Genomic DNA, 13,606 nt, shown 5'->3' on the forward strand with positions numbered 1-13,606 from the left:
AAGCCCGGCGCGATCTCGGCCGGGCTTCTGTGCGTGTTGGGGTGGCTAACGGGACTTGAACCCGCGGCCCCCGCGACCACAACGCGGTGCTCTACCAACTGAGCTATAGCCACCATGTGTCTTCGGAAGAAGACAACTGAAAGATTATGTCACACGTCGAGAGCGAACGACGACACGGCCGACGCCGAGACGGCCTTCGCCTCGTCGCTGGTGGGACCGGGCTGGGGCACGAACACGGCGGCGCGGTAGTACGCGAGCTCGCGGATCGACTCGCGGATGTCGGCAAGGGCCCGGTGGCCGCCGTTCTTCGCGGGCGCCTGGAAGTAGGCGCGCGGATACCAGCGGCGCGAGAGCTCCTTGATGCTCGACACGTCGACGTTGCGGTAGTGCAGCCAACGGTCGACGCGGGGCATGTACTTCGCGAGGAACATGCGGTCGGTGCCGATGGTGTTGCCGGCGAGCGGCGCCTTGCCCTCGACCGGCGCGAAGCGCTGGATGTATTCGAGCGTCTGGAACTCGGCATCCGCGAGGCTGACGCCGTTCGGGATCTCGTCGAGGAGCCCCGACGACCGGTGCATCTCGGTGACGAACTCACCCATGTTGGCCAGAGCGGAGTCGTCGGGCTTGATGACGATCTGGAAGCCCGGGTCGAGCACGTTCAGCTCGAAGTCGGTGATGACGACGGCGATCTCGACGAGTTCGTCGACGCCGAGGTCGAGACCGGTCATCTCGCAGTCGATCCAGACGAGCCGGTCGTTCTCGGAGGCGTTTACCATCCCCACATCCTACTGAGGGGGTGCGACACCGGGTCTGGTCCCCCAGACACGATTCGAACGTGTGACCGGCGGATTAGAAGGCCGCTGCTCTATCCACTGAGCTACTGGGGGTCGTCGATCCAGGATATCGGTCGCACCCTCGACGTCGCACCAGCCCCTGGCGCGGGCGCCCGAGCGGGCGTAGCCTCCGGGCGAACGAGAGCGAAGGAGCACTCATGTCAGACACCGCGACGCGACGACTCTGGGTGGCCTACGGCCCGGTGGGTGTCGTCGGAACCATCCAGAAGGATGCCGAGGGCTACAGCGTCCACATGACGGGCAAGGACGAGAGGTTGGGCGTCTACCCGTCGATGGACATCGCAAAGAGCGCACTGCACTCGCATCTCAAGCCTGGCAGCGACCGCCCGGAGTTCCGAGAGCACTGACCGCGCGACGCCCCGCCCGCTCGGCATCCGCCGCGGGCGGGGCGCTCGTCTCAGACCCGTGCGTCGGGCCGCAGCCGCGGTGCGGGGCGGGGAGTCGCCAGCAGCGGCATCGCGATGTGCACGAGGGGCCCGATGCCGAGTGCGAAGATCACGGTGCCGATCCCCACGGTGCCGCCCAGGAGCCACCCCAGCACGAGTACCGTGCCCTCGACGGCGAGCCGGCACGCCCAGATCGGCCACCCGAAGCGCCCGTGCAGTCCGGTCATCAGTCCGTCTCGGGGTCCGGGGCCGAAGTTCGCTCCGATGTAGAGCCCGGATGCCACCGCCACCAGCACCACGCCGGTGACGAGCATGAGGGCTTGGAGCCAGAGGACATCGGGGTGCGGCAGGACGGCGAGGGCCAGCTGCAGGCTGGTTCCGACCAGCAGGATGTTCGCGATCGTGCCGACGCCCGGCTTCTGGCGCAGGGGGATCCATAGGAGGAGGACGCCGAGCCCGACGATGTTCGTGACCCATCCGATGCCGACGCCCGTCACTCGCGAGATGCCCTGGGCGAAGACGGTCCAGGGGTCGACGCCGAGGCCGGCGGCGACGGTGAAGGCGGCTCCGGTGCCGTAGATGACGAGTCCGACGAGGAGGCGGGTGACGCGGGAGAACATGCGTCAATCCAATCATCGGATTGGACTGTGGCGTAGAGGCCAATTGCGCTACGGTGGCCGCATGGACTCCCGCATCTCCGCCCGCGCCCTCGCAGCGGCCCTGGGCGGCTGGCGCGGAAGCGGCCCGGCCTACGAGGCGCTGGCCGACGGCGTGCGCCTGCTGTGCCTGGACAACCGTCTCGCCCCCTCGACCGCCCTCCCGGCCGAGCGGGAGCTCGCCGCCGCGCTGTCGCTCAGTCGCACCACGGTGGCCGCGGCCTATCGGAGTCTGCGCGAGACGGGCCACATCGCGAGCCTCCGCGGCAGCGGCAGCGTGACCCTCCCGCTCCGGCGGAGCGACCCCGGCCGACTCGACGCGGATGCCGACAGCATCGACCTGCAACAGGCCAGTCCCGCGGCATGGCCGGGGCTCCCGGCGGTCATCGCCGAGGCCGCAACCCAGGCCCCCGCGCTGGTCTCCCGAATCGGATACGACGTCGTGGGCGATCCCACACTGCGCGCGGCCATCGCGGATCACTACGCGAATCGGGGGCTCGCGACCTCACCGGACCAGATCCTCGTCACGACGGGCGCGCAGAGCGCCATCCACCTGATCGCCTCCGTGCTCATCGGTCGGGCCGACCGAGTCATGCTCGAGACGCCGACCTACCCCCACGCGGCCGACGCCTTCCGTCGGGTCGGAGCACGCCTGATCGGGGTGCCCGTCGACTCGGATGACGGATGGGACGTCGAGCGTGCCGAGCAGAGCTTCGCGCGGGCCCTGCCCTCGCTGGCCTACCTCATGCCCGACTTCCACAATCCGACCGGACGCTCGATGGACGAGCGCGAGGTCGACGCGTTCGTGTCGGGAGCCCGCAGTGCCGGAACGCTCCTCGTGCTCGACGAGACCACGGGACAGCTCGACATCGACCGCCAGGGGGATGCCGCACCCTTCCCGGACGACGAGCGCATCATCCGCGTCGCGTCGCTGGGGAAGACGGTCTGGGGCGGTCTCCGGGTGGGATGGGTGCGCGCCGCTCCCGACATCATCCGCCGCCTCGTGAGCGGGCGCCCCGTGCACGATCTCGGAACGCCGGAGCTCGAGCAGGCCATCGCGACGCGCCTGGTGCCGCGGCTCGATGAGATCGCCCGGCAGCGGGGAGAACTGCTGCGTGCGGGACGGGACGCCCTGCGGACCGCGCTGATCGATACGTTCCCGGAGTGGGACGTCCCCCGGGTGAGCGGCGGCGTATCGGTGTGGGTCGGCATCGGGGAGCCGCTCAGCACTCCGCTGGTCATGAACGCGCGTTCGCGCGGACTGGCTCTCTCGGCCGGCTCCCGCTTCGCTGTCGAAGGCGGACACGACCGTCGCCTGCGCGTCCCCTTCACCGCTCCGCCCGCCACGCTCGAACGCGCCGTGGAGATACTGCGCGCGGCGTGGGACGACGTGCGGGGAGGGCGCACGGTGCCCGCGCGGGAGGACTTCGCCACGGTGGTGTGACCGGGCTGCGGCCTCGTCGCCCCCGGGGCGCCCCGAGCGCCGCCATGCGGCTCATCGCGCGTAGCGCAGGCACTCGACGGCGTCGCTCGACGACCAGAACTCCCCGAGCCGCCGGAAACTGCCTGACGCGGTGTGGAAGCGCTCGGCCGTGTAGCGCCATCCGCCGTCGGCCGCGATGGCACGGATGTGGCCCACCACGATGCCTCGCGGGTCGGCGATGCGCCACAGACCGGCGGCGACGTGCGTCGCCGCGCCCCACCCGGCCGAGCGCGGTGCCGGAGCGAGGTCGTTCCACAGTGCGGTGCTCATGCGGACACGGTACGACCGACCTCCGACATCGCCCCGGCGCGGGAACGCCACCCGTCCTCCCCAGTGCGTCCGATGCGGCATCCATCCACCGTTTTGGTGATGGCGCCCCCGCCGTCCCTCCCTATCGCGGGACGCTGAGCACGGCTCCGGCATCCGTCGGGCACACGGATGCCGGAGCGTCACGACACATCGGAATGCCCCATCGAGAGGACACATCATGAGCGATCACATCACCCTGGTCGGCAACATCGTCGGCGACCTCGAGCAGCGCACCACCCGCGGGGGCGGACCGGTCGCCGCCTTCCGCCTCGCCGTGGGCGAGAGGAGGTTCGACCGCGAGAAGGGCGAATGGGTGGACGGGCACACGAACTTCTACGCCATCTCGGTCTTCGGCGACCTCGGCGCCCACGCTCTGCGCTCGTTCCAGAAGGGCGAGCGAGTGATCCTGAGCGGCCGGCTGCGTCTCCGGGAGTGGGAGACCGAGAGCAAGCGCGGCGTGAGCGCCGACGTCGTCGCGGATGCCATCGGCCACGATCTGCGCTGGGGCGTATCGGTGTTCCAACGCGCCGCGAAGCCGCAGCAGACGGCCGAACCCGCGCCGCGCGACGAGAGGGACGGTGGGGGATGGACCGTACCGGGGGCTCCCCTCGAGACGCCTGCCGTCATCGCGGACCGGGGAACCGAGCCCGCACGGTCGGAGCTCGTCGTGGGCGCGGGGGAGCTCGGCGGCGTCGAGGTGCCCGCGGACGCTGCTCCGTTCTGAACCTCGAGGCGGAGAGGCCGATCCACCGGGAGCGCGCGGGGCGGGTCCGTAGACTCGACGGCGTGTCTCGCTTCCTCGGACGATCCCTCGCCGCTCTGACGCTCGTGGCCGCGTTCGGTCTCGCGGGGTGCACGGGCGGTACGCCCGCTCCGGGAACCGACACGGGCAGTGGCGAGTCGTCCCCGACGGCAGCTCCGCGCGGTGAGGCGACGGCCCCCGCGGCCGACGCCTCGTCGACCCCGGCGGCCTCCTCCGCGGGCGAGGCCGCGCAGCGCCTCCCGCTGTTCTCGCAGACCGTGGCGTCGGTGTGGACGGGGTCGAACCCCGCGTCGGGACGCGCATACATCGATGCCCTGGTGGCGGCCGGCTTCGACAAGGCGGCGATGCAGGTCACCTCCGATGAGTCCACCATCGGCAACGCGGCGGAGAGCATCGAATTCGCCGTTCGGGTGGGCGAGGAGTGCCTCGTCGGGCAGGTGGGCCCTTCGATCGGCGATCCCGTGACGACGGTTCTGCCCGGGTTGAGCTCCGGCGGCTGCCTCATCGGGCGAACCCGCGCCATCGATTGGTGAACCCGGCAGCGGCCGCTGCGCCGTCGTCACGTCGGTCCGCGGGGTCGCCGCCCCTAGACTGGAACGGTTATGGCCGAATACATCTACTCCATGGTCCGTGCCCGCAAGGCAGTCGGCGAAAAACTGATCCTCGACGACGTCACGATGTCGTTCCTCCCCGGCGCCAAGATCGGCATGGTCGGTCCGAACGGCGCGGGAAAGTCCACGATCCTCAAGATCATGGCCGGCCTCGACACGCCCTCCAACGGTGAGGCGCGCCTCAGCCCCGGCTTCACGGTCGGCATCCTGATGCAGGAGCCCGAGCTCGACGACAGCAAGACCGTGCTGGAGAACATCCAGGACGGCGTGGCGATCAAGCCGAAGCTCGACCGCTTCAACGAGATCTCCGCTCTCATGGCCGACCCCGACGCGGACTTCGACGCGCTGCTGGCCGAGATGGGCACGCTGCAGGAAGAGATCGACGCCGCCGACGGCTGGGACCTCGACTCGCAGCTCGAGCAGGCGATGGACGCCCTGCGCACGCCCCCGGCGGACGCCTCGGTCGTGCCGCTCTCGGGTGGTGAGCGTCGCCGCGTGGCGCTGGCGAAGCTGCTGCTGCAGAAGCCCGACCTGCTGCTGCTCGACGAGCCCACCAACCACCTCGACGCCGAGAGCGTGCTCTGGCTCGAGCAGCACCTCAAGGCCTACAAGGGTGCGGTCATCGCCATCACCCACGACCGGTACTTCCTCGACAACGTCGCGGAGTGGATCGCCGAGGTCGACCGCGGTCACCTCTACCCCTACGAGGGCAACTACTCCACGTACCTCGACAAAAAGGCGCAGCGCCTCGACGTCCAGGGCAAGAAGGACGCGAAGCTCGCGAAGCGACTCAAGGACGAGCTCGAGTGGGTCCGCTCGAACGCCAAGGGCCGTCAGGTCAAGTCGAAGGCCCGTCTGGCTCGATACGAGGAGATGGCGGCCGAGGCGGAGCGCACGCGCAAGTTGGACTTCGATGAGATCCAGATCCCCGCGGGTCCGCGCCTGGGCAGCATCGTCATCGATGCGAAGAAGCTCCAGAAGAGCTTCGGAGACCGCTCGCTCATCAGCAACCTGAGCTTCAACCTGCCGCCGAACGGCATCGTCGGCGTGATCGGTCCGAACGGCGTGGGAAAGACCACGCTGTTCAAGACGATCGTCGGCCTCGAGCCTCTCGACGGCGGAACGCTGAAGATCGGCGAGACCGTCAAGATCAGCTACGTCGACCAGTCGCGCGCGAACATCGACCCCGAGAAGACGCTGTGGGAGGTCGTGTCCGACGGCCTCGACATCATCACGGTCGGCAAGACCGAGATCCCCTCGCGCGCCTACGTGTCGAAGTTCGGCTTCAAGGGGCCCGACCAGCAGAAGAAGGCCGGTGTGCTCTCGGGTGGTGAGCGCAACCGCTTGAACCTCGCCCTGACGCTGAAAGAGGGCGGCAACCTGCTGCTCCTCGACGAGCCGACCAACGACCTCGACGTCGAGACGCTGAGCTCGCTCGAGAACGCTCTCCTCGAGTTCCCCGGTTGCGCCGTGGTCATCACCCACGACCGGTGGTTCCTCGACCGCATCGCGACGCACATCCTCGCCTACGAGGGAACCGAGGAGAACCCCGACCAGTGGCACTGGTTCGAGGGCAACTTCGAGGCCTATGAGGCGAACAAGATCGAGCGCCTCGGCGCGGATGCCGCCAACCCGTCGCGGTCGACCTACCGCAAGCTCACGCGTGACTGACGCACGCCTCACCCCCGACTCGGGCCCCGCCGCGGCGGGGCCCGAGCGGCTCCACGTGCCGATCCCGCTGCGGTGGGGCGATCTCGACGCGCTCGGGCACGTCAACAACACGTCGATGCTCAAGCTGCTCGAGGAGGCGCGCCTGCGCGCGTTCTGGCGCGGCGACGGCGAGGGCGAGGCGCTGCCGACGGCGGTCTTCGACATGAGCGTCCTCGAGAGCGGCGGCGAGCGGGCGACGCTCATCGCTCGCCAGGAGATCGAGTACCTCCGCCCGGTGCCCTACAGCCAGCGCCCTCTCGACGTGCGCATGTGGATCGGCGCGATGGGCGGATCCAGCGCCGACATCTGCTTCGAGGTATTCAGCCCGATCGGCGACGCCGATCAGGTGCTCTATGCGCGGGCCACCGCCGTCGTCGTCCTCGTCGACACGGCGAGCGGCCGGCCCATCCGCTGGAGCGAGGCCGAGCGCGCGGCGTGGAGGCCCTACGTGGGCGACCCGATCGAATATCGCCGCCGATCCGCGAAGGGCTGAGTCGAGCCGAGGTGGCGGGGCCCCCAGTCTCACGCCGTCGTGGTGACCGTGAGACGCCGGATGGATGCCGCCGGGTGGCGGCATCCGCATCATCCGGTCAGTCGCGCGGCACGCGCACCATGACCTCCTGTGCGACGCTCGCCAGCAGCACGCCGTCCCGCGTGTAGACGCGGCCCGTCGACAGACCACGCCCGCCGCGGGCGTTCGGCGACTCCTGCACGTAAAGCAGCCAGTCGTCGACGCGTCCGGGGCGGTGCCACCACATCGCGTGATCGAGACTCGCCACGCGCAGCCCCGGGGCGTTCCAGGCCACGCCGTGGGCGCGCAGGATCGTCTCCTGGATCGTCAGATCACTGAGGTACGCGAGGGCGGCGCGATGGACGGCCGGGTCGTCGGTGATGGGGCGGCGCAGCTTCATCCACACGGCCTGCCGCGGCACGTGCGGGCCCTCGACCGATGCGTACACCGGCGACGAGACGTGACGCACGTCGACGGGACTCGCCGACAGCATGCGACGGCTGATGGGATGCAGCGTCTCGACGTCGACGGGCGCCGTGTCCTCGGGCTGGGCGGTGCCGTCGGGCATGGGCTCGAAGTGCTCGAGACCGGGGTCTTCGTCTTGGAACGACGCGATCATCGAGAAGATCGGCACTCCCGACTGGAACGCCTGCGTGCGCCGCGTCGAGAAGGAGCGACCGTCGTGGATGCGGTCGACCGAGAACGTGATGCCGTCGCTCGGGTCGCCCGGACGCAGGAAGTAGCCGTGCATCGAATGCACGGGGCGCTCGGGCGGGAGCGTGCGCGATGCGGCGACGATCGTCTGCGCGAGCACCTGTCCGCCGTAGACACGGCCGGTCGGCATGGCCTGCGACACCCCCGTGAAGATGTCTTCGGTCGTCCGGGCGCCGGCATCGCGGAGGTCGAGGACCGCGAGCAAAGACGCCACGGGATCGATGGCGTCGGTCACGCTGACTCCCGTTCCGGTGCGACGAGGTGCGCACCGCTTGCTAGTTTAGAGCGGGTGTCCGCGCGCCTGTTGTTCCCCGACCCGCAGGCGGCAGCCGACCTGCTCACCTTCTCGAGCCGGACGATCCGTCTCGGCGACGGAACCGTGCGCCTCCGCGCCCGCGGGGGAGTCCTGGTCACGACGGCCGCGCCGCTCGCCCCCCGCGGCCTGATGGACGCGACGCCCACCGTTCTCGGGCTGCGCGCGTCGGCGATCGACCCCGAACTCGAGTGCGACCTCGTCGTCGAGGCGTCGGCGCTCCTGCCCGCCCCCGACGACGCGAACGCCGTCGTCCTGCCCGAGACCGCGACGTCTCCGGCGTGGGCGGGAATCTCGCCGCCGCAGGGCGGCTGGGAGCAGACGGGCATCATCGACGCCTCCGTGCTCGCGGCTCGCGCGCAATACGGCGTCGCTGCCGTCGCCGACGCCCTGCCGGCGGACGCGGGCGAAGATGTGGTGCGGGTGATCCGGGCGCAGGTGTGGGGGCAGCCCGACGCGGCTCTCGCGGACCTCCCGCTGGGTGTGGCCTTCGCCGCGTTCGCCCTCGGGTTCATCGCGGGGAGCGAGGAGGCACCGGTGCGTCGGAGCGGCGCCTGGACGCGCGTCAGTCTCGCCCGCGGTCACGTCCTCGTGCGAGGTCCGGTGCGGTCGGGCCTCACGGCGGTGCGCGCGACCGGGAGCTGACCCAGCCCGCACACAGGTGCGATCCTTACGATCGGACGAGCAAGGGGAGTACTCCCGACACGGCGTATCCGTCATCACGAGTCCACGGTTGGATTCCGGGTGCGTCGGTCCGAAAGGGCGGAGGAGACCTTGACGTCGCGGCAGCATGCCGCCCGTCGAGAGGTTCTCCCATGGTCTCGTTCTCCCGTCTGTTCGATCTCGCCTCGAAGGCCGCCGGAAAGGCCGCGTCCGCGAAGGGCTCAGGCTCCGCTCCCGCAGGCCGCGACTGGCGCGACATGGTGCGTTCCGCCGCCGACGCCGTGACCGGCGACGCCCGCTCGCGTGACGCCGTGGCCCCTTCCGCGCCCCGCGGGGACCGGTACGCCCCGCCGGCCGCCCGAGGCACGGCCTCCCGCTCCTCCCTCTCGGCGGCCGACCGCGCGGCGATCGCCCGCTACGACTACCTCGTGCGCACGGCCGACCCCGAGCACGTCGAGCAGATGCACCGTGAGGCCTTCGCCCGCCTGACTCCCGAGCAGCGCGCGCACGTGCGGGAGCGGATGGATGCCGAGCTCTCCCCGCACGAGCGTCCGCGCTCGGACGCGCCGGACGACCTCGCCCGCACCGCCGCGCGAGCCGAGGCGACGCGCCCCGGCCGGATGTCCGCCCTGCTCGCGAAGGCAGGGCGCGGCGGGCTCGTGGGCGCGGGTGTCGTCGGAGCCGGCGGTCTTCTGGCGGCGGTCGCGGGCGGCGCGGTCGTCAGTGCCGTCGCCGGTCCGCTGCTCGCTCAGGCCGGTCAGATGGGCGTGGACTTCGCGGGGCTCGCCGAGGGCGTCGACCTCGAGGCCCTGGCATCCGGTGTCGACCTCGCGTCGCTGGCCGACGGCGGCGTCGTCGGCGAGTGGGCGGGAGGAGCTCAGGATGCCGTGACCGGAGCCGGAGAACAGCTCAGCGGCTTCGGCGAGGGGTTGTCGAACCTCGACCTCCCCGGCTTCGGGGACTTCCTCGGCCGCTGAGGAGGGGCGGCACCGGCCCGCCGGGCGGAACGACGTCAGTCGCTCGCGCGGACGGGCAGTCCGGTGTCGGGTCGTCCGTTCTGCTGCGGACCGATCCCGCGCGGCTCGAACGTGTTGACCATGGCGTAGGCGGCGCGCTCGAGGTAATCCCAGAGGGGCGCTTCGAACGCGGGAGGCAGGGCGATCTCGTCGACGGCCGCGCGCATGTGGCGGAGCCACCGGTCGCGCGCGTCGGGGTCGACGTGGAACGGCATGTGGCGCATGCGCAGTCGCGGATGCCCGCGCGTTTCACCATAGGTGGCCGGACCGCCCCAGTACTGCGCCAGGAAGAGCGTCAGCCGCTCCGCGGCCGGACCGAGATCCTCTTCGGGGTACATGGGCTTGAGCACCTCGTCGGACGCGACGCCGCGGTAGAACGCGTCGACGAGCCGGCGGAAGGTCTCCATGCCCCCGACCTGGTCGTAGAAGCTCACCGGTTCGCTCATGGGGTGCCCTCTTCGTCGGCGCGTGCGGCCGGGGGAGTCGGCTTCGGCGTGTCGGCACCCGGCGCTTCGGGCAGGTCGACAACCGAAGTGGGGGTGTCGTCGCGCCGCGTCTTGGTCTTCTCGACCTTCGGCGCCGGAGCGGCATCGTGCTCGGTGCGGTCCTCCACCGTATCCGAGACGTCGAGGCGACGCCCTCGCGGCTTCCAGCGCGGACGATCGTTGACGACGGCGACGGGCGTCTCCTTCGTCTTCGGCGGGTGGGCTCCCCGCACGCTCTGCGCGCCCTCGGCGCCGGTGAGGACGATGGAGTTCAGGTGGGGCAGGGCGATCCCCATCGCGTCGATGGCGCGCTTCAGGCGCGCCCGCAGCTCACGGGCGACGTCGTCTTTGGCGCTCGATCGCGTCTTCATGACGAGACGGATGACGAGGGCATCACCGCTGATCGACTCGAGGCCCCAGATCTCGGGCTGCTCGATGATGCGGGAACGCCACTTCTGCTCCTTCGACATCGCCTTCGCCGCGCTGAGCATGGCCTTCTCGACGTCGTCGATGTCGGCATCCACCGGCACGGCGAGATCGATGATGACGCGCGACCAGCCCTGCGACATGTTGCCGATGCGCGTGATCTCGCCGTTGCGTACGTACCAGAGCGTGCCGTTGACGTCGCGCACGTGCGTGATGCGGACGCTCACGAACTCGACGATGCCCGTCGCGAGTCCCAGGTCGACCACGTCGCCGATGCCGATCTGGTCTTCGGCGACGATGAAGATGCCGTTGAGAACGTCTTTGACGATGTTCTGAGCGCCGAAGCCGAGGCCGGCGCCGATCGCCGCGGTGAGCAGGGTGAGCGATGCGAGGGCGTCGGGCGCGACGATGCCGGCGATCCACACGAGCGCGACGATCACGAGGATGACGTTGACGATGTTCTGCAGAATCGTGCCGAGAGTGCGCGTGCGTTGCACGAGCCGGACGGCGCTGAGGGGAGAGCGGTCAAGCGCCTGCGTGTCATCGACGCGGGCCTTGCTCTTGGCACCATTGACGATGCGGTCGACCACCCGGCGGATGATGACGCGCAAGACCCACGCGGCGACGGCGATGCCGACGACGATGCCGAGGATCTGCAGCAGCACGCCGCCGAAACCGAGTAACTGCCCGCCGATCCAGGCCCAGGTGTCGAGGTCGGCCAGCTGGGCGGGCGAGGTGATCGTGGGCGACGGGCTGGGATCGGGGTTTTCGGCGAGAACGAACATCGGGAATCAGACTAACGACGGATGCCTCGGCGCCGGCTGAGCGTCGAGGCATCCGTGGAGGGTGCGGAGGATGGGGAGGAGGGGTCAGGCGTCGCGCGTCCGCAGGGCGATCCATCCGAGCGCGAGCGGCCCGACGACCCACCCGGCCAAGGTGAGCGCGGGCTCGAGGAGGTCCTGTGCCCCGGCCCGCGTCAGCGCGCCGGCCGCGTCCACGGGGAGGTACCGGCCCGCCTCGACGACCCACATCCAGTCCGGACCCGCGATCGCGAAGAGGCTGAGGACGATCGGCAGCACGAACAGCACGCCCACCGTGACCGCGATGGCGGCCGCTCCGCTGCGCAGCAGGAAGCCGAAGCCGACACCCATGAGGGTGAAGCACGCCATCGACACCACGCCCCAGCCGAGCGGGACGATCGAGTCCGCGGGTGACGCCCAATCGATCCCCGCGGTCGTCAAGGGTGCGGTGAAGGCCATCGCGACGGCGTAGATCACGACCGTGGTGACCATCATGGTCACCGCCACGACGATCGCCTTGGCCAGCAGCACGGCTCCCCGACGCGGTTCGGCGGTCAGGGTCGAGCGGATCATGCCGGTGGAATACTCGCCGGTGACGACGATCGCACCGAGGATGCCCGCCACGAGCATCGTGAACTGGGTGGGGGCCAGGATGACGTTCGTCGGCGCCATCGACCCGTCCGTATCGCTGGTCGCCACGGCGATCAGGAGCGAGATACCGACCGACAGGGCGGCGGTGACCCCGAGCGACCACCACGTCGAGCGCAGGGTGAGGATCTTGATCGCCTCCCCGCGGAGAAGGCGGGTGAAGCTCAGGCCATGAGCCGGAGCGTGCGTGGACCTGCGGGGTCCGGCGACGAGCGTGGTCATGCGATCTCCTTGGTCTTGTACTCGACCGAGTCGTCGGTCAGGGCGAGGTAGGCGTCCTCGAGGGATCCGACGCGCGGGCTGAGCTCGTAGAGGGGGATGCCGCGCTCGGCGGCGATGTCGCCGACCGTCTGCGGGGGGACCCCGGTGATCTGGGCCGCACCCGGCTCGATCGCCGCGATCGTGGCATCCGGGGTCTGCAGCGCGGTGACGAGGTCGTCGAGGCGGGGCGAGCGCACGACGAGGGTCGTGGTCGTCCAGGCCCCGACGAGGTCGGCGAGGGGCGCGTCGGCGAGGACGCGGCCACGCCCCAGGACGATGACGTGGTCGGCGGTCTGCGCCATCTCGCTCATCAGGTGGCTCGACAGCAGGACCGTGCGGCCCTCTGCGGCCAGGTGCCGCACGAACTGTCGCACCCAGCGCACGCCCTCGGGGTCGAGGCCGTTCACGGGCTCGTCGAGGATCAGCGTGTGCGGGTCGCCGAGCAGCGCCGCCGCGATGCCGAGGCGCTGCCCCATCCCGAGCGAGAACCCGCCCGCGCGCTTCCCCGCGACCGCGCCGATGCCCGTGAGCTCGATGACCTCGTCGACCCGTTCCCGGCCGATGCCGTGGGTCGCGGCGAGGGCGCGCAGATGGTTGCGTGCCGAGCGGCCCGTGTGCACGGCCTTCGCGTCGAGGAGCACGCCGACCTCGGTCAGCGGAGAGCGCAGATGGCGGTACTCCCGTCCCGAGACCGTGACCCGGCCGGAGGTGGGGCGATCGAGCCCCACGATCATGCGCATGGTCGTGGACTTGCCCGCGCCGTTGGGCCCGAGGAAGCCGGTCACCCGCCCCGGGGCGACGGTGAACGAGACACCGTCGACGGCGGTCTTCGCGCCGTATCGCTTGGTGAGATTGTCTGCAACGATCATGCGTTCGACGCTACGGATCAGCCCCCGGCGCGGGCGTCGGTCGCGGGGATGATCCCGCGTCATCGCGAGGATGACCCGGAACGACGGATGCCCCCTCCCGGTGGGGGAGAGGGCATCCGTCGTCGGGG

General features: G+C 70.5%; 16 protein-coding genes and 2 tRNA genes. 8 read left to right on the plus strand and 10 right to left on the minus strand.

Going from position 1 to position 13,606, the window contains the following annotated elements:
- Positions 1–37: 37 nt before the first annotated feature.
- From Q0818_RS05450 to Q0818_RS05460, 3 genes are all read right to left on the minus strand, one after another.
- A tRNA-His gene (locus Q0818_RS05450) sits at positions 38–113 on the minus strand.
- 36 nt (positions 114–149) lie between these two features.
- Entirely contained in the window at positions 150–776 is a 627-nt protein-coding gene (gene orn / locus Q0818_RS05455; protein WP_298872407.1) for an oligoribonuclease, read from the minus strand.
- A 35-nt stretch (positions 777–811) separates the two neighbouring features.
- Positions 812–887, minus strand: a tRNA-Arg gene (locus Q0818_RS05460).
- A gap of 104 nt (positions 888–991) precedes the next feature.
- Between Q0818_RS05460 and Q0818_RS05465 the strand changes: the two genes are divergently transcribed.
- Positions 992–1,201 carry a methyltransferase gene (locus Q0818_RS05465; RefSeq protein WP_298872410.1) on the plus strand — a complete coding sequence of 70 codons (210 nt, stop codon included), beginning with the start codon at positions 992–994 and terminating at the stop codon, positions 1,199–1,201.
- A 50-nt stretch (positions 1,202–1,251) separates the two neighbouring features.
- Here Q0818_RS05465 and Q0818_RS05470 read toward each other — a convergent pair whose 3' ends face one another.
- Positions 1,252–1,860, minus strand: coding sequence for a hypothetical protein (locus Q0818_RS05470; protein ID WP_298872413.1), 609 nt, complete (start codon positions 1,858–1,860; stop codon positions 1,252–1,254).
- 61 nt (positions 1,861–1,921) lie between these two features.
- Here Q0818_RS05470 and Q0818_RS05475 point away from each other — a divergent pair, with 61 nt between their 5' ends.
- Positions 1,922–3,340, plus strand: a complete 1,419-nt coding sequence (locus tag Q0818_RS05475) for a PLP-dependent aminotransferase family protein (protein ID WP_298872415.1) — start codon at positions 1,922–1,924, stop codon at positions 3,338–3,340.
- A gap of 51 nt (positions 3,341–3,391) precedes the next feature.
- On the opposite strand, the gene Q0818_RS05480 is transcribed toward Q0818_RS05475, so the two are convergent.
- On the minus strand, positions 3,392–3,649 hold the full coding sequence (locus tag Q0818_RS05480; protein ID WP_298872418.1) for a hypothetical protein: 258 nt from the start codon (positions 3,647–3,649) through the stop codon (positions 3,392–3,394).
- Between the two features lie 217 nt (positions 3,650–3,866).
- On the opposite strand from Q0818_RS05480, the gene Q0818_RS05485 reads away from it, so the two are divergent.
- The 4 genes from Q0818_RS05485 (at position 3,867) to Q0818_RS05500 (ending at position 7,265) form a co-directional block, all read left to right on the plus strand.
- The gene (locus tag Q0818_RS05485) at positions 3,867–4,412 is read left to right on the plus strand and encodes a single-stranded DNA-binding protein (RefSeq protein WP_298872421.1); all 546 of its coding nucleotides are present in this window, start codon (positions 3,867–3,869) and stop codon (positions 4,410–4,412) included.
- A 62-nt stretch (positions 4,413–4,474) separates the two neighbouring features.
- On the plus strand, positions 4,475–4,984 hold the full coding sequence (locus tag Q0818_RS05490) for a hypothetical protein (protein WP_298872424.1): 510 nt from the start codon (positions 4,475–4,477) through the stop codon (positions 4,982–4,984).
- 69 nt (positions 4,985–5,053) lie between these two features.
- Entirely contained in the window at positions 5,054–6,733 is a 1,680-nt protein-coding gene (gene ettA, locus Q0818_RS05495) for an energy-dependent translational throttle protein EttA (RefSeq protein WP_298872426.1), read from the plus strand.
- Complete coding sequence (locus Q0818_RS05500) at positions 6,726–7,265, plus strand: thioesterase family protein (protein ID WP_298872429.1); 540 nt, start codon at positions 6,726–6,728, stop codon at positions 7,263–7,265. The genes ettA and Q0818_RS05500 overlap by 8 nt, the downstream gene beginning before the upstream one ends.
- A 97-nt stretch (positions 7,266–7,362) precedes the next feature.
- Here Q0818_RS05500 and Q0818_RS05505 read toward each other — a convergent pair whose 3' ends face one another.
- The gene (locus Q0818_RS05505; RefSeq protein ID WP_298872432.1) at positions 7,363–8,232 is read right to left on the minus strand and encodes an acyl-CoA thioesterase II; all 870 of its coding nucleotides are present in this window, start codon (positions 8,230–8,232) and stop codon (positions 7,363–7,365) included.
- Positions 8,233–8,286: 54 nt separating this feature from the next.
- On the opposite strand from Q0818_RS05505, the gene Q0818_RS05510 reads away from it, so the two are divergent.
- Both Q0818_RS05510 and Q0818_RS05515 read left to right on the plus strand, forming a co-directional pair.
- The gene (locus Q0818_RS05510; RefSeq protein ID WP_298872436.1) at positions 8,287–8,955 is read left to right on the plus strand and encodes a hypothetical protein; all 669 of its coding nucleotides are present in this window, start codon (positions 8,287–8,289) and stop codon (positions 8,953–8,955) included.
- Between the two features lie 170 nt (positions 8,956–9,125).
- Positions 9,126–9,950: a cation-transporting ATPase gene (locus Q0818_RS05515; RefSeq protein WP_298872439.1), complete on the plus strand. Its 825-nt coding sequence runs from the start codon at positions 9,126–9,128 to the stop codon at positions 9,948–9,950.
- Between the two features lie 35 nt (positions 9,951–9,985).
- Here the strand turns inward: Q0818_RS05515 and Q0818_RS05520 are convergent, their stop codons facing one another.
- The 4 genes from Q0818_RS05520 to Q0818_RS05535 all read right to left on the minus strand — a co-directional run bounded on the left by Q0818_RS05520 (position 9,986) and on the right by Q0818_RS05535 (position 13,478).
- The gene (locus Q0818_RS05520; protein WP_298872442.1) at positions 9,986–10,435 is read right to left on the minus strand and encodes a globin; all 450 of its coding nucleotides are present in this window, start codon (positions 10,433–10,435) and stop codon (positions 9,986–9,988) included.
- A complete protein-coding gene (locus Q0818_RS05525) occupies positions 10,432–11,685 on the minus strand; it encodes a mechanosensitive ion channel family protein (protein WP_298872444.1) in 1,254 nt (417 codons plus the stop codon). Before Q0818_RS05525 ends, Q0818_RS05520 begins: the two co-directional genes overlap by 4 nt.
- Before the next feature lie 84 nt (positions 11,686–11,769).
- Complete coding sequence (locus Q0818_RS05530; RefSeq protein ID WP_298872446.1) at positions 11,770–12,570, minus strand: ABC transporter permease subunit; 801 nt, start codon at positions 12,568–12,570, stop codon at positions 11,770–11,772.
- Positions 12,567–13,478 carry an ABC transporter ATP-binding protein gene (locus tag Q0818_RS05535; RefSeq protein ID WP_298872448.1) on the minus strand — a complete coding sequence of 304 codons (912 nt, stop codon included), beginning with the start codon at positions 13,476–13,478 and terminating at the stop codon, positions 12,567–12,569. The genes Q0818_RS05530 and Q0818_RS05535 overlap by 4 nt, the downstream gene beginning before the upstream one ends.
- Positions 13,479–13,606 lie beyond the last annotated feature (128 nt).

Origin of the sequence: uncultured Microbacterium sp., from assembly GCF_947489255.1 — a bacterium.
Lineage (GTDB): Bacteria > Actinomycetota > Actinomycetes > Actinomycetales > Microbacteriaceae > Microbacterium > Microbacterium phycohabitans.